Here is a 15451-nt window from a genome sequence, read left to right on the forward strand (position 1 = left end):
ATAAACGGCGGCGCAGGAGGCGGGTTCGCCTTACTCTGTGGCCATGCGCAGGTCGCTTCCACCGATAACCTGCCGGGTCAGCGAAGTTCTGACCGGGCTGCGGCCTGCGGCGCGGGACCGAAGCATATCGGCCCGCATGCCGAAAGAGCTCTACTTACTCGTCCAGGGCTCCCGGAGCGGTCTTGGAGACCTGCATCAGGAATTCCAGGTTGTTCTTGCTCTTCTTCAACCGGTCGATCAGCAGATCGATGGCCTGATGCGAATCCAGCCCCGACAGGACACGGCGCAGCTTGTGCAGAACCGCGGCCTCGTCGACGTTGAGCAGCAGTTCGTCCTTACGGGTACCGGACGGGTTGACGTCCACCGCGGGGAACACGCGCCGCTCGGCGATCTTGCGGTCGAGCTTGAGCTCGGCGTTACCGGTGCCCTTGAACTCCTCGAAGATCACCGTGTCACCGGTCGAACCGGTTTCCACCATGGCGGTGGCGATGATCGTCAGCGAGCCGCCGTTCTCGATATTGCGCGCCGCGCCGAGGAACCGCTTGGGCGGGTACAGCGCGGTGGAATCGACACCACCGGACAGGATGCGTCCGGAGGCCGGCGAGGAGTTGTTGTAGGCGCGGCCCAGGCGGGTGATCGAGTCGAGCAGGACCACCACGTCCTTACCCATCTCGACCAGGCGCTTGGCCCGTTCGATGGCCAGTTCGGCGACCGAGGTGTGATCGGACGGCGGCCGGTCGAAGGTCGAGGCGATAACCTCGCCCTTCACCGAACGCTGCATATCGGTGACCTCTTCGGGACGTTCGTCGACCAGCACAACCATGAGGTAGCACTCGGGATTGTTGATCGCGATCGCGTTGGCGATGTCCTGCATGATCGTGGTCTTACCGGCCTTCGGCGGCGACACGATCAGGGCACGCTGCCCCTTACCGATCGGCATGATCAGGTCGATGACCCGGGTGGTCAGCTTGTTCGGCGTCGTTTCCAGGCGCAGCCGCTGATTGGGGTACAGCGGGGTGAGCTTGTTGAAATCGGGCCGCCGTTTCGCCGAATCCACCTCGGCGCCGTTGACCGTGTCCAGGCGCACCAGCGGATCGAACTTCTGCCGCTGGTTGGACTGTTCACCCTCACGCGGGGCCCGCACCGCACCGGTGATCGCGTCACCGCGGCGCAGGCCGTTCTTGCGGACGAGGTTCATCGAGACGTAGACGTCGTTCGGCCCGGCCAGGTAGCCGGAGGTGCGCACGAACGCGTAGTTGTCCAGGACATCGAGGATGCCCGCGACCGGCTGCAGAACGTCGTCGTCCCGGATCTCGGGCTCGCGGGCCTCGCCGCCGCCCTCGCGGTCGCGGCCACGGCGACGCTCGCGGAACCGGCGACCCCGGCGACCGCGGCCGCCTTCTTCGTCGTCGCCACCGCGGTTACCGTCGCCGCCCCGGTTACCACCGGAGCCACGCTGATCGCCCTGGTTCTGCTGACCGCCCTGGTTCCGGTCCCGCCGGCGTTCGCCCTGGTCGGAGTCCTTGCTGTCCTGTTTGGACTCGGACTTGCCGCCGTCGGACTTGGCGTCGTCGGTGCGCGGCTCGCCGGAATCGCCGGAACTCTTGCCCTGCTGATCGCGACCGCGCCGCTGCCGGCCGCGGCCACGCTGGCCGGAATCCCGGCCGGTGTCCTCGGCGTCGGCGGATTTGGTCTCTGGCTTGGCGTCGGCCTTGGTATCCCCCTTGGCGTCGCCGGTGCCGGCCTTCGACGTGTCGGCCTCCGCGGTGCCGTTGGCATTCGCCGCACCGTTGGTGGCGGCCTGCTTCTCGGCGCCCTTGATATCGCCGGACGCCTTATCGGCGCCGGTGGAGGCACGATCGTTCGCGGTCCGGGCGGGCGCGGGAGCCTCGGCCGGAGCGGCGGCGGGTGCGGCAGGAGCCGTGGTGGCCGCGGCCGCGGCGGGCTCCGCGGACTTACGTTCCTTGGCAGCCTTCGCGCGGGAGTTGCGCTCCGCTGCGGCGGGTCTGCCGGCCTGGTTTTCCTTGATAGCAGCGATGAGATCACCCTTGCGCATACCGGAGGTGCCCCGAATTCCGAGTTCCCCTGCCAGTGCGCGCAACTGCGGCAACAACATTCCAGTCAGCCCCGATCCGATGTCGGTGTTTTCGCTCATCTTCGAAATCTGTCCGGAGTCACTTTCGCGGTTGCCCGAGGGTACGGAGTCGGATTCCACCCCGGGTGTCGCGAGCAGGTCCGTATCTGTCACGGAGATCCTTTCCTTCCCTCGATGGCCGTGTGCTGTGTCGAGGGTTTCGTTCCGTAGCCCGATCTCGCTGCCGGACTCGGATTTGTAGCCGTATCGCCTGCCCCTCCGGGACCGGGTGCTTCGCCACCGAGGAAAATGGTGGAAGAGATCATTCCAGTTCAGAGGCTGCGCGGCACCCCCATGGCATGGAGGCTCGAGCCTGGAGCCTGCTGGAGCGATTGCCCTGATGAAGCACCGGCGTCTGATGCGCGCGATGTACGGACTTGCCCAGGATAGCGGGCAACTACGAACCTCGGCAAGGCGGACGCGCCCGTCAGGCGATCCGGACGCCTTCCGCGAGGCCGGGCTCGAGTACCCGCAGCCCGTCCGCCGCGGCTCGCGCACGCAGTTCGTCGGGGAAAGCGCTGGTCCCGAGTGCGAGCACCGTGGGGCCGGCGCCAGAAACGGTAGCCGCGATTCCGGCGGCCCGCAAGCGGTCGATCCAGGCGGTCGTCAGCGGCAGGGCGGGTGCGCGCTGGGTTTGGTGCAACCGGTCCGCGGTGGCCGGGAGCAGCAGATCGGGGCGCTGGGTCAGCGCGACCACCGCCAGCGCGGCCCGGCTCACATTGAATGCGGCGTCGCGATGCGGGATCAGCTCGGGCAGCAGGCCCCGGGTCTGCGCGGTGGAAGAGCGCTCGTCGGGCACCAGGACGACCGGTCGCAGGCCGGCGTGCCCGTCGAGGCGGACGGCACGGTAGATCCGCTGTGGCGCAGCGATATCACCGATGGCCTCGGGGCCGGGTCCGGTTTCGGTCCAGGAGACGACGATACCGCCGAGCACGCTGGCCGCCGCATTGTCGGGATGCCCCTCGAACTCGGCGGCGAGCTGCACCATCCGGTCGGTGTCGACGGCCAGCGCCGGGTCGAATTCGGCGGCCAGCGCGCAGCCGGCGGCGATACCGCCGACCACGGCCGCCGCCGAGGAACCCAGCCCGCGGGAGTGCGGAATCGTGTTCCGGCACAGCACCTCCAGGCCGTCGGCCCAGACCCCGGCCGATTCCAGTCCGCGTTCGATGGCGCGGACCACCAGATGCTGTGGCCCCCAGGGCACCTCGTCGGCACCCTCGCCCTCGACCCGGATATCCAGTCCGGAATCGGTGCTGCGCACCTCGATCTCGTCGTAGATGCCCAGCGCCATCCCCAGCGAATCGAAACCGGGGCCGAGATTCGCGCTGGACGCGGGGACCCGGACCGTGACGGTGAGCCCGGCCGGCAGGGTGGGAGCGGTGAGCCGGCTCTCGCGCGTATCCAAGATCAGGCCAGTTCGAGTCGGGCGGCGACGGCCACCGGGTCGACCGCGATGGCCTGGACCTCGGGCATACCGAGCAGAGCGGTATCGGGATCCTTGAGACCGTTACCGGTGACCGTGCAGACCACCTTCAGCCCGGGCTCGAGCCAGCCGTCGGCGCGGGCGGCCAGCACTCCGGCGACACTGGCCGCGGAGGCCGGTTCGACGAATACGCCTTCCTTCGCCGCGACCAGCCGGTACGCCTCCAGGATTTCGTCGTCGGTGGCCGCGCGGAACGCGCCACCGGATTCCTCCTTGGCCGCGACCGCACCATTCCACGAAGCGGGCGCGCCGATCCGGATGGCGGTCGCGATGGTTTCCGGTTCCTTCACCGGGGCCCCGTTGACCAGCGGTGCCGCTCCGGCGGCCTGCACCCCGAGCATGCGCGGCAGCGACCCGGTCACGCCGTCGGCGTGGTATTCGCGGTAGCCGCGCCAGTAGGCGGTGATATTGCCGGCGTTGCCCACCGGCAGCGCGTGCACATCGGGGGCGGTGCCGAGCACATCGCAGATCTCGAACGAGGCCGTTTTCTGGCCTTCGATCCGCGCGGGGTTCACCGAGTTGACCAGGCCGATCGCCGGGAAATCGGAGGTGACCTTACGGGCCAGCTCCAGGCAGTCGTCGAAATTGCCCTCGACCTGGATCACCTTGGCGCCGAGCATCACGGCCTGGGCGAGTTTGCCCATGGCGATCTTGCCCTGCGGGATGAGCACCGCGCAGGTCATGCCGGCGCGGGTCGCGTAGGCGGCGGCCGAGGCCGAAGTGTTACCGGTGGAGGCGCACAGCACCGCCTGCTGACCCCGGTACTTGGCGTCGGTCATCGCCATGGTCATACCGCGGTCCTTGAACGAACCGGTCGGGTTGGCACCCTCGACCTTGAGATATACCTCGCACCCGGTGAGTTCGGACAGGTACGGGGCGGGCACCAGCGGGGTGCCACCCTCGAACAGGGTGACCGGCTCCCAGTCGGCCGCGCCCGCGAGCCGATCCCGGTAGGCGGCGATCAGCCCGGGCCAGCGGGAGTGCACGCCGGATTGCGGGGCCACGCCGGAAGGCCCGCCCACCGCCCCGCTGCGCGATGCTGTTGTCATTCTTCGGTGCCTTCCAATCTCAGAACGCTGGTGACAGATGTGACGGATTCCATATCCGCGAGGGCGGCCACGGTTTCGGCCAGCGCCGACTCCGTCGCCAGGTGGGTGACGACGACGAGCCGTGCCCGGTCATCGTGCCCTTCCTGCCGGACGGTGGAAATACTGACCCCGTGCTCGGCGAATTTACCCGCCACCCGGGCCAGCACACCGGGACGGTCCTCGACCTTCAGATTCACGTGGTAGCGGGTGGGGGTATCACCCATCGGCGCGATCGGCAGTGCCGCGTAGACCGATTCACCCGGAGCGCGGCCGCCGAAGAATTTGTTGCGCGCGGCCATCACCAGATCACCCAGGACCGCCGAGGCGGTGGGTGCACCGCCGGCGCCCTGGCCGTAGAACATCAGCCGGCCCGCGTTCTCGGCCTCCACGACCACCGCGTTGAACGCCCCGCTGACCGTGGCCAGCGGATGTTTACGCGGAATCAGCGCCGGATAGACCCGCACCGAAACCCGCTCCTTACCGCCCTCGGCCGGGCTCGGCTCTCCCGGTCCGGCCGGCACCCGCTCGCAGATGGCGAGCAGTTTCACGGCGCAGTTCACCGCTGAGGCGGTTTCCAGGTCCTCGGAGGTGATCGTCGAGATGCCCTGCCGGAACACATCGGCGGCCGTCACCCGGGTGTGGAACGCGAGGGAGGCGAGGATGGCGGCCTTGGCGGCGGCGTCGTAGCCCTCGACATCAGCGGTGGGATCGGCTTCGGCATAACCGAGGCGGGTGGCTTCGGCGAGGGTCTCGCCGTAATCCGCGCCGGTTTCGTCCATCGCGGACAGGATGAAGTTTGTGGTGCCGTTGACGATGCCGACCACCCGGTTGACCCGGTCACCGGACAGCGACTGGATCAGCGGCCGCACCACCGGGATCGCCCCGGCGACCGCGGCCTCGAAGTAGAGATCGGCGCGACTGCGTTCGGCCGCGGCGGCCAGCTCCCCGGTGTAATCGGCCAGCAGCGCCTTGTTGGCGGTGACCACGGATTTACCGGCGTTGAGCGCGGCCAGGATGAGCGCGCGCGCCGGGTCGATACCGCCGACGACCTCGACCACCACGTCCACATCGGGCCGGGCGACCAGCCCCTCGGCATCGGTGGTCAGCAGTTCGGCGGGCAGGCCGCGGTCCCGGTCGAGGTTGCGGACCGCCACCCCGCGCAGGGTCACCGGTGCGCCGACCCGCGCCTGCAGATCGTCGGCATGCTCGCGCAGAATCCGCACGACCTCGCTGCCCACATTGCCCATACCCAGTACCGCGACCCCGATGGGCCGATCCGGGCCCCACTGGCCCGGTACGACATCGTTCACCGCGGGCACGCTCACCTCGGGCATATTCGCCCCTTTCGTCGCGTCCATCAGACCTCCAGACCGAGCAGATCGTCGATCGTTTCCCGGCGCAGGATCAGCCGCGCCGTACCGTCTGCGACGGCGACGACAGCGGGTCTGGTCAGCATGTTGTACCGGCTCGACATGGAATAGCAGTAGGCGCCCGTCCCGGCCACGGCGACGAGGTCGCCGGGCCCGGCATCGGCGGGCAACCAGGTGTCGCGGATGATGATATCGCCGCTCTCGCAATGCTTTCCGACAACGCGGGCGACCACCGGCTCGGCCTGCGAACCGCGCGAGACGAGCTGGCAGTGGTAATCGGCCTGGTACAGCGCGGGGCGGATATTGTCGCTCATCCCGCCGTCGACGCTGACGTAGCGGCGGCGCAGGCCACCGTCGAGGGATACGTCCTTGATGGTGCCGATCTCGTACAGGGTCACCGTGCCCGGTCCGGCGATCGCACGGCCCGGTTCGACCGCGATCCGTGGGACGGGCAACCCGGCCAGTTCGGCTTCCCGCGCGACCAGGACCCGCAGTTTCTCGGCGAAAGCGTCGAGCGGTGGCGGAGTGTCCGAGGGCAGATAGGAGATCCCGAGCCCGCCGCCGAGATCGAGCAGCGATATCTGCGCGGTGCGTTCGACACCGAATGTGTCGACGGCTTCGCGAAGCAGCCCGAGCATCCGGTGGGCCGCGATTTCGAAACCGTCGATCTCGAAGATCTGCGAGCCGATATGGCTGTGCAGGCCGACCAGGCGCAGGTTGTCGGCTTCGAAAACCCGGGCCAAGGCCTCCATGGCATCACCGCCGGAGATGGAGAAACCGAATTTCTGGTCTTCGTGGGCGGTGGAAATGTATTCGTGGGTATGCGCCTCGACCCCGACGGTCACGCGGACCAGCACATCCTGCACCACGCCCGCCGCACCGGCGACGGCTTCCAGCCGGTCGATCTCGAACAGCGAATCGACCACCACATGCCCGACCCCGGCCGCCACGGCGGCCTCGAGTTCGGCGACGGATTTGTTGTTGCCGTGCACGGCAATACGTTCGGCGGGGAACCCGGCGTGCAGCGCGACCGCCAGTTCACCACCGGAGGCCACGTCCAGCGACAGACCCTCGTCGCGGACCCACCGCGCCACCTCGCCGCACAGAAAAGCCTTGGAGGCGTAGTGCACTCGCGAATCGGTCCCGAAGGCGCGCACCATATCGCGGCAGCGGGACCGGAAATCGTCCTCGTCCACCACGAACAGCGGGGTACCGAACTTCGCGGCGAGTTCGGTGACCGGTATCCCGCCGAGGCGCACCACATCGTCGGCGTCGCGGGTGGCGCCGCGTGGCCACACGTTCTCGGGCAGATCGATCATCTCCCGCGGATCCGCCGGGCGCTGCGGCAGATTCGGCGCATGCGGGATATCGGCGTGCCGAGGTCCGGCCGGATGGACACTCATCGGTCTCCCTTCCTCACCCACTGCCGGAACAGTCGGTCGTTGCGATGGTGGGTGGCGGTCACATCCGCTCCGGTGCGGTGACGCCGAGCAGTGCGAGCCCGTTGGCCAGCACCTGCCGGGTGGCGTTGGCCAGGACCAGCCGGGCGGCGTTGACCGGGCTCACGGGTTCGTCGCCCATCGGCAGCACCCGCAGGGCCTTGTTGGACTGGAACGGGTGGTAGGCGCCGGCCAATTCCTCCAGGTAGCGGGCGATGCGGTGCGGTTCGCGCAGGGTGGCCGCGCTCGCCACCACCCGGGGGAACTCACCCAGGGTCCGGATGAGCGCACCTTCGAGATCGGAGTCCAGCAGCGCGAAATCCGGTGTGACCTTGTCGTATTCGAACTCGGCGGCATTACGGGCGATCGACGCCGCGCGGGCGTGTGCGTACTGCACGTAGTAGACCGGGTTGACGCTTTCCTGTTTCGTCCACAGGTCCAGGTCGATATCGATACTCGAGTTCACCGAACTGCGCACCAGCGAATAGCGGGCGGCGTCCACGCCGATGGCTTCGACCAGATCGTCCAGGGTGACCACGGTGCCGGCGCGTTTACTCATCCGCACCGCGACACCGTCGCGCAGCAGGTTCACCATCTGCCCGATCAGTACCTCGACACTGTCGGGGTCGTCGCCGAACGCCGCGGCGGCGGCCTTCAACCGGCCGATATAGCCGTGATGGTCGGCGCCGAGCATATAGATGCACAGGTCGAAACCACGCGACCGCTTGTTCTGCAGATACGCGATATCGCCGGCGATATAGGCGGCGTGGCCGTCGCTCTTGATGACCACCCGGTCCTGATCGTCACCGTATTCGGAGCTCTTGATCCACCAGGCGCCGTCCTTCGAGTACAGGTCGCCGGAGTTCTTCAGCGTCTCCACCGCGCGTTCCACCGCACCCGAGGCGAACAGCGAACTCTCGTTGAAATACACATCGAAATCGGTGCCGAATTCGTGCAGCGTTTTCTTGATATGGGCGAACATGAGCTCCACGCCCTCGGCGCGGAACAGTTCGATACGCCGCTCGGGGTCGAGGTCGAGTGCACCGGGATGCGCGGAAACGACCTGGTCGGCGATTTCGGCGATGTAGGCGCCCGCGTACCCGTTCTCCGGTGTCGGGGCGCCGGTGGCGGCCGCGACCAGCGATTCGGCGAACCGGGTGATCTGCGCGCCGTGATCGTTGAAGTAGTACTCGCGGGTGACCTCGGCGCCCTGCGCGGCGAGAATACGCCCCAATGCGTCGCCGACGGCCGCCCAGCGCGTACCACCCAGATGCACGGGACCGGTCGGGTTCGCGGAGACGAACTCCAGGTTGATCTTGGTACCGGCCAGGGCGGCCGCGGTGCCGTAATTCACACCGGCGGCCAGCACCTGCTGCAGGATCACGCCCTGCGCCGACGCCGCCAGCCGGATGTTCAGGAAGCCCGGACCGGCCACTTCCGCGCTCGCAACAGCCGATGTATCGCCGAGCGCTTCGGCCAGCCAGCCCGCCAGCTCACGCGGATTCGTCCCCGCCTTCTTGGCGACCCGCATCGCCACATTCGTGCTGTAGTCACCGTGTTCGGGATTACGCGGACGCTCCACATCGACCTTGTCGGGCAGGACTGCGGGGTCCAGTCCGCGTTCGGCGAGTACCTTCGCGGCCGTCGCGTGAAGGAGATCTGCAAGGTCGGCTGGAGTCACGAGTCTCTATCCTATGGTCCGAGTGGGTGCGCGCCGCGAGTGGGCACCGCAGCAATGCACTGTTCATCACGTGGGAAAGAGCTAGGACCGGTATGCCGAACAGGACCAGCGCCAAATCGGCGAAAGCCGTCAAGGCAGCGGGCAAAGTCGCTCCCGCCCGGGCGGGCGGCGGTAAAAAAGGAAACAAACCACCGCTCATGCAGCGCATCCCGTGGCTCACGGTGGGCGCTGTGGTGGTGCTCGTCGCGCTCGTCGGGGCGCTGGCGGCGAGCCTGCTCCCGAAGTATCAGGAGCAGGCCGCGCTCCGCGAACGGCAGGAACACGTCCGGCAGCTGCGCGAATCGCTGGGCCAGCAGTTCGCGCCGACCGAACAGAACCAGGACCCCTCCACGCAGATCCAGGGCGTGGCGATACAGGAATACCCGGCGGGTCTGCATGTCGACGCCACCCAGCGCGTCGCCTACGACAAGACGCCGGCGTTCGGCGGCCCGCACGACGCGTCCTGGGCCGACTGTATGGGCACCGTCTACGACACCGCGATCCGCGAGGAGAACGCCGTCCACTCGCTGGAACACGGCGCGGTGTGGATCACCTACAACCCCGAGAAGGTCGACGAGGACGGAGTCGACACGCTGAAGGCCTGGGTGGACGGCGAGCAGTACATGCTCATGTCCCCGTACCCCGATCAGGAAGCGCCCATTTCGCTGCAGTCGTGGGGGCACCAGCTCACCGTGCCGGACGCCGAGGACGAGCGGATCGGCCAGTTCGTCACGGCACTGCGCCTGAACAACTACGCCTACCCCGAGGTCGGCGCCAGCTGTTCCAACCCGACCTTCGGTACCGAGAATCCGCCCGCCTACGACCCGAGCGAGCCGGGTCCCGACGCGGTGCCGATGGACGGCGGCGGTATCCAGCCCGACCAGACCGAGATGGGCGGCGCACCGGGCGGGCTGCCCGGTGGTATTCCGGCCATCCCGGGGATGCCGGGCACGCTGCCGCAACAGCAGCAGGCACCGGCTGGTGCACAGCCGGAGCCCGGGGCCGGGCAGTAATGCCGGACACCGAGACCGCCGCAGATGAAGCGCAGCCGGCCCGCGGCTGGCGCGCACAGGTGCGCGCGCAACGCGTCCCGCTGCTGATCATCGGTGCGATCGCCCTGCTCGTGGCCGGGTTCGGCGCCGGTGTCCTGCTGGCGCCGGACACCACCGGCGACGCCCGTCCGGCCGGGCCCGTGGACATCGGGTTCGCGCAGGATATGTCGGCGCATCACGCGCAGGCCGTGGAGATGTCCGGTATCGCGCTGAACGGTTCCACCGACCCCGACGTCCGGCGGCTGGCCTTCGACATTCTCACCACCCAGCAGGGTCAGATCGGACGGATGCAGGGCTGGCTGCAGATGTGGGACGCCCCGGCAACCGCCACTGGCGAGCCTATGACTTGGATGCCGCAGGAAGAGCACGGCGGTCACGGTCACGACCACGGCGGTGCGGAGAAGGCCGCGATGCCGGGCATGGCCACGACCGACGAACTCCGGCAGCTCCGCGCCGCCCGGGGCGCGCAGCTGGACACACTGTTCCTGCAGCTGATGCTGCGGCATCACCAGGGCGGGGTGCCGATGCTCGAATACGGCGCCGAACACGCCGAGACCACGGAGATCAAAACACTCGCCGGTCAGATGCTGCCCGCCCAGGAGGGCGAATCCCGGTTGATGACCACAATGCTCGCTGACCGCGGCGCCCAACCGCTACCGTTCGGGTGAGCCGCCACCACACGTTTTGGCCCTACCGCGGCTGATGCGTTACGCTGTGGTCCGCCCGATCGACCGGACTTCCGGACCTTCGGGTGGATCCCCGCCCTCGTAGCTCAGGGGATAGAGCGTCTGCCTCCGGAGCAGAAGGCCGCAGGTTCGATTCCTGCCGAGGGCACAGCCGAGAAAAGCTCCTGACCGGGAAATTCCGGTCGGGAGCTTTTCTCGTTCATGGCATCGGCCGGCGACAGGCCCCGGATCAGCGGCGGGCCAACCGCACGACCGGGTATTCCCGGGGGGATTTCTGCTGATACTTCGCGTAGCGCGGCTGCTGTCCGGTGATGCGCTGCCAGGCCTGCGCGCGATCGTCGCCGGCCAGACGGTGCGGTGTCACCGGGACAGCCGGGCTGCCGTGCACTTCGACGGCCGCCTGCTCGGGATGGGCCATCAGGTTCACATACCAATCGGGATCCCGCTTACCGCCGCCCGAGGCGACCACCAGCCATCCGTCGTCATCGGCGAACCAGGTGATCGGCGTTTCCCGCGGTTGCCCGCTCCGGCGGCCGGTCGTGTGCAGGATCAGCAGATCCATGCCCAGGTACTTACCGCCCTTGCGGCGGATCTTGCCGGTGGTCCGCGCGTTCATCTTCCGCTGGAACCACAACGACAGCGCGCCGGGCGAGCCCTTCTTCTGTCCGCCCTGCTTCTGCTCCTGCGACATACACCTACCTCCCTCTCGGTCCTGATCGTCCGGCACCATCCGCTGGGCCCGGGCCGTTGTGCACGACGCTAGTCGCGCCGCGATGACCAGCGCTTCTCGATTCCTGACCGTTCTCGCGACCCGGTACGTACGCGCCGGTACCCGGCACCGGTCCGGTGTTTGTCATAGTCTTCCGGTGGTATCGAGGGGACCGGACAGGCGTGGGGAACGGAGAGAATATTGACGCGCTGCTGCGGCCCGTCACGTCGCACCGTACTGGGTGCGCTCGGCCTCGCCGCACTGCTTCCCGTGGCCGGGCGGGCCATCGCGCAGCCGGGACCGGTTCTCGCCACCGACCTGGAAGTCGTCACGGTGACCGATACCTCCGCGGTGCTCACCTGGACCACCCGGACACCCGATGCGGCGGGCCGGCCCATTCCGGTACCCACCGACGGCGAGGTCTGGCTGGCTCCCGCCGACAGTTCGCGGCCACCCCGCCAGATCTGGGGTTCCGACGGCACGACCCCGTTCCACTACGCGCAGGTCGACGGTCTCGAACCGGGCCGCACGTACCGTTTCGAAGCACGCGGCGCCGGAGTGCCGGCGACACCGGCGGTTTCGGCGGCCACGGGCCTACCGGGTACCCCGGAAACCAGCGGAACCTTCACCACCCTCGTACCCCCGCCCGGCCGGTTGCTGCGGACCCTGGCTCTGGCCAACGATATCCACTACGGCGAAACAGTCAGCGGTTTGGTGGCAGGCGATCTCCCGCCCGGTTTCCGGCAGGAGCCCGGCCTGCCGCCGTACCCGCAGGTGATGCTGGATGCCCTGCTCGACGATCTGCGCCGCCCCGATCGTGGCGCCGCAACCCTGCTGCTGGCCGGCGATCTGAGCGCCGAGGCCGCTCCGGAGGACCTCCGCGCGGTACGCGACCGGCTCGACCACTGGGGCAACGCGGGCACCGACTACCTCGCCGTGCGCGGCAACCACGACCGCCCGCATACGGGCGGCGAATACGCCGGCTGTCCGGCCGTTCCCGGTACCGCCGGGCATCATGATTGCTGGAGCGATATTTTCGGACCGCGGCAACAGCTGGTCGAAGACGAACTGGGCGGTTTGCGGCTGCTCGGTCTCGACACCAGCGCGCTCGACGGGTCCGGCGGAGTGCTCGACCCCCCGCAGTTCGACCGGATGAGCGAATTGCTGCGCAACGAACCAGACCGTCCCACAATCGTTTTCGGCCACCATCCGGTCACCGTCGAGGCAGGCCTGACCAATACCGGCGGCCCCGGATTCATCCTGGACCGCGCGCACGCCCTGCGGCTCCAGCAACTGTACGAGAGGGCGCCCGGCGTTTTCCTGCAGCACAGCGGGCATACGCACCGCACCCGCCGCACCCGGCCCGATACCGCCTGTGCTGTCGAATTCCTGGAGGTCGCGGCGGTCAAGGAGTATCCCGGCGGTTACAGCCTGCTGCGGATCTACGAGGGCGGGTACACGGTGAACTTCTACAAAACCCGCACCCCGGATGCCCGCCGCTGGAGCACGCTGACCCGCGGCGAGTACCTCGGACTACTTCCCGATTACGCACTGGGCACCTTCGCCGACCGCAATCACGTTGTACTGCGCGATTTCTCGGGGTTGCGCTGAAGCCGAACCACGGCCGGAGCCGGGAACGAACCCCGGCCCCGGACGGTCGAATCGAGCGAGCGGCGGGAATCGAACCCGCGTGAACGGCTTTGCAGACCGTTGCCTCAACCACTCAGCCACGCCCGCGTGACCAGGTGATCATCGCCGGTACGCGGCGTCGCGGGCCAGGGTTCGGATCACGCGGATCGCAATCGGGGCGCGGAGCGGATCAGCGATCGCGGAATCCGGTCCGGGCAGCGCCCCGGCGAGAGAAGCGGCGCAGACCGTGCCGAGCGAACGTGCAGACCCTGCCGAGCACAGCCTGCAGGCGGTCGCGACGTCACCCGCGGACCACCGGCGCCGGGCCGCGCGGTGGGGTCGGCCTCCCGGGCGCCGTGCGATGATCGAACACATGTCTCGTCCCCGGCCGCTACCCCTGGACCCGATACAAGAGGCCCATCGTCAATGGGTCGGCCACGGCTGGGGCGCGGTCGCCGACGGGATGGCGGCCGTGACCTCACTGGTCCGCGCCCAGCAGATCGTCATGGCCCGGGTGGACGAGGCGCTGCGGCCGACCGGGCTCACCTTCTCGCGCTACGAGCTGCTGCAGTTGCTGAACTTCAGCACCACCGGCGCGCTGCCGATGGCGGTGGCCAGTGCGCGGTTGCAGGTCCATCCGACCAGTGTCACCAATTCGGTGGATCGGCTCGAGGCCGCGGGCCTGGTGAACCGGGTACCGCATCCGAACGACCGGCGCGCAACCCTGATCGAGATCACCGATGCGGGGCGTTCGCTGGTCGCCGAGGCCACCGAATACCTCAACGAGCGGGTGTTCGCCCGCCCGGAACTCCCGCCGGACCGGTTACGGACGCTGCTGCAGTTGCTGGCCGAGTTCCGGCATACCGCGGGCGACTTCGACACCGGCGAGGAACCGGCCCGCTGGCACGAACCCTGAGCTCCGGCAGGGTGCGCACGGGGCCGGCAAACATTGAGCGGTGAACATACCGGTCGGCCTTGTACGCCCGATCGGTAGCAAACGAATAACGGCCAGGCACCCGATCAGCAAATTTCTCGGTGATTCGGCTTGGCATCCCCGGCCGCACAGCGCACCATATGTTTATGGTGCTGGTCCTCGGGGTATCGGTGGGCTCCTCGGGAGCGCGCGCCGTACTCACCCATTCCGATCAACCGCACCTCCCGCCGATCGACCGCTGCCATATTCCCCGCCCGGCCGGTGCATCCCTGATCGACCCGGTGCTCACCGCGGTCCGGCGGATGCATACCGCCGCCCGCGAGCGTGACGAGTACATCACCGGCACCGCCGTGACCTGCCGGGACCACACACAGGTCGAACTGGTCGGTGAGGCACTGGGCACCGGCCGGGTCACCCTGGTGGACGAGCCGCTGGCTCAGCTCCGGTACCTGCGGTTCACCGAACAACTACCGGTATCGGGTTCGGTGATGCTGTTCGACCTGGGATCGTCCGGGCTCACCCTGACACAGGTGGACTGCCGCACCGATTCCGTGATCGCCGCGGCCCAGTGCCCCGGCCTCGGCGGCGACACCTACGACGAACTGCTGTGCGAATGGCTCGACCGGGCGGGAGTGTTCACCGACGAGGCCGCCGCCGGGCGATACCGGGAAGCGCTGAGCAGCGCCCGGGTGGTCACCGCGGCCGATCCCGGCACCGCCGAACGCGCGGTGATCACGCGCAGCGATCTCACCGACCTCTGCGCCGAACCCGTGGCAGCGGCCGCCGACCTGATCCGGCGGGTCAGCGAACGATCCGAGACGCCGGCCGAAACCGTCGCCCTGCTCGGCGGCTGCGCCCGCAATCCCGGGCTACGCACCCGGCTGGCCGAACTGCTCGACCTCCCGCTGGTCTGCGACCGGGAACCGGAGTACGTCTCGGCGCGCGGGGCGCTGCTGTTCGCCGCCCAGCGGCCGGCCGCCGCAACCCGTACCGCGCATATCCGGGCGGGGGGTCAGGTGGTGCCGCTGAGCCCGCCGGTGACCGGCCGGCGCAAGGTGTATGCGGCGGCGGCCGTCACCATCGGCCTGGGCGCCACCGTGGCCGGTCTGCTCACCGCACAGAACGGTACGGCGCAACCGGCCCGCGGCACCTACGTGCCGACCGACGTTCTCGACGCCCCGCCCGCACCCTGACCGGCCCCGGCCGC

Annotated in this window: 12 protein-coding genes and 2 tRNA genes; 6 read left to right on the top strand and 8 right to left on the bottom strand. The window is 68.6% G+C overall.

What is annotated here, in order from left to right; all coding sequences use genetic code 11:
• Positions 1–154: 154 nt before the first annotated feature.
• The 6 genes from rho to argS all read right to left on the bottom strand — a co-directional run bounded on the left by rho (position 155) and on the right by argS (position 9195).
• Positions 155–2155: a transcription termination factor Rho gene (rho, locus tag QH196_RS22310; RefSeq protein ID WP_432278204.1), complete on the bottom strand. Its 2001-nt coding sequence runs from the start codon at positions 2153–2155 to the stop codon at positions 155–157.
• Positions 2156–2561: 406 nt separating this feature from the next.
• Positions 2562–3539, bottom strand: coding sequence for a homoserine kinase (gene thrB / locus QH196_RS22315; RefSeq protein ID WP_280417767.1), 978 nt, complete (start codon positions 3537–3539; stop codon positions 2562–2564).
• A gap of 2 nt (positions 3540–3541) precedes the next feature.
• Entirely contained in the window at positions 3542–4603 is a 1062-nt protein-coding gene (gene thrC / locus QH196_RS22320; protein ID WP_416383001.1) for a threonine synthase, read from the bottom strand.
• A gap of 59 nt (positions 4604–4662) precedes the next feature.
• Entirely contained in the window at positions 4663–6039 is a 1377-nt protein-coding gene (locus QH196_RS22325; RefSeq protein WP_280417838.1) for a homoserine dehydrogenase, read from the bottom strand.
• A gap of 23 nt (positions 6040–6062) precedes the next feature.
• Positions 6063–7478 carry a diaminopimelate decarboxylase gene (gene lysA / locus QH196_RS22330; RefSeq protein ID WP_280417769.1) on the bottom strand — a complete coding sequence of 472 codons (1416 nt, stop codon included), beginning with the start codon at positions 7476–7478 and terminating at the stop codon, positions 6063–6065.
• Positions 7479–7536: 58 nt separating this feature from the next.
• Positions 7537–9195: an arginine--tRNA ligase gene (gene argS, locus QH196_RS22335; RefSeq protein WP_280417770.1), complete on the bottom strand. Its 1659-nt coding sequence runs from the start codon at positions 9193–9195 to the stop codon at positions 7537–7539.
• Positions 9196–9287: 92 nt separating this feature from the next.
• On the opposite strand from argS, the gene QH196_RS22340 reads away from it, so the two are divergent.
• The 3 genes from QH196_RS22340 to QH196_RS22350 all read left to right on the top strand — a co-directional run bounded on the left by QH196_RS22340 (position 9288) and on the right by QH196_RS22350 (position 11120).
• A complete protein-coding gene (locus QH196_RS22340; RefSeq protein WP_280417771.1) occupies positions 9288–10247 on the top strand; it encodes a DUF3105 domain-containing protein in 960 nt (319 codons plus the stop codon).
• Positions 10247–10954, top strand: coding sequence for a DUF305 domain-containing protein (locus QH196_RS22345; protein ID WP_280417772.1), 708 nt, complete (start codon positions 10247–10249; stop codon positions 10952–10954). The genes QH196_RS22340 and QH196_RS22345 overlap by 1 nt, the downstream gene beginning before the upstream one ends.
• A gap of 93 nt (positions 10955–11047) precedes the next feature.
• A tRNA-Arg gene (locus tag QH196_RS22350) sits at positions 11048–11120 on the top strand.
• Between the two features lie 81 nt (positions 11121–11201).
• On the opposite strand, the gene QH196_RS22355 is transcribed toward QH196_RS22350, so the two are convergent.
• Positions 11202–11663: a nitroreductase family deazaflavin-dependent oxidoreductase gene (locus QH196_RS22355; protein ID WP_280417773.1), complete on the bottom strand. Its 462-nt coding sequence runs from the start codon at positions 11661–11663 to the stop codon at positions 11202–11204.
• A 219-nt stretch (positions 11664–11882) separates the two neighbouring features.
• Here QH196_RS22355 and QH196_RS22360 point away from each other — a divergent pair, with 219 nt between their 5' ends.
• Complete coding sequence (locus QH196_RS22360; protein WP_280417774.1) at positions 11883–13292, top strand: metallophosphoesterase; 1410 nt, start codon at positions 11883–11885, stop codon at positions 13290–13292.
• A 54-nt stretch (positions 13293–13346) separates the two neighbouring features.
• Here the strand turns inward: QH196_RS22360 and QH196_RS22365 are convergent.
• Positions 13347–13418 (bottom strand) — tRNA-Cys (locus tag QH196_RS22365).
• A gap of 265 nt (positions 13419–13683) precedes the next feature.
• Between QH196_RS22365 and QH196_RS22370 the strand changes: the two genes are divergently transcribed.
• Together QH196_RS22370 and QH196_RS22375 are read left to right on the top strand one after the other, a co-directional pair.
• A complete protein-coding gene (locus QH196_RS22370; RefSeq protein WP_280417775.1) occupies positions 13684–14226 on the top strand; it encodes a MarR family winged helix-turn-helix transcriptional regulator in 543 nt (180 codons plus the stop codon).
• Positions 14227–14390: 164 nt separating this feature from the next.
• Positions 14391–15437: a hypothetical protein gene (locus tag QH196_RS22375; protein WP_280417776.1), complete on the top strand. Its 1047-nt coding sequence runs from the start codon at positions 14391–14393 to the stop codon at positions 15435–15437.
• Positions 15438–15451 lie beyond the last annotated feature (14 nt).

The sequence above is a fragment of the Nocardia carnea genome (genome assembly GCF_029868325.1).
Taxonomy (GTDB): Bacteria; Actinomycetota; Actinomycetes; order Mycobacteriales; family Mycobacteriaceae; genus Nocardia; species Nocardia carnea_C.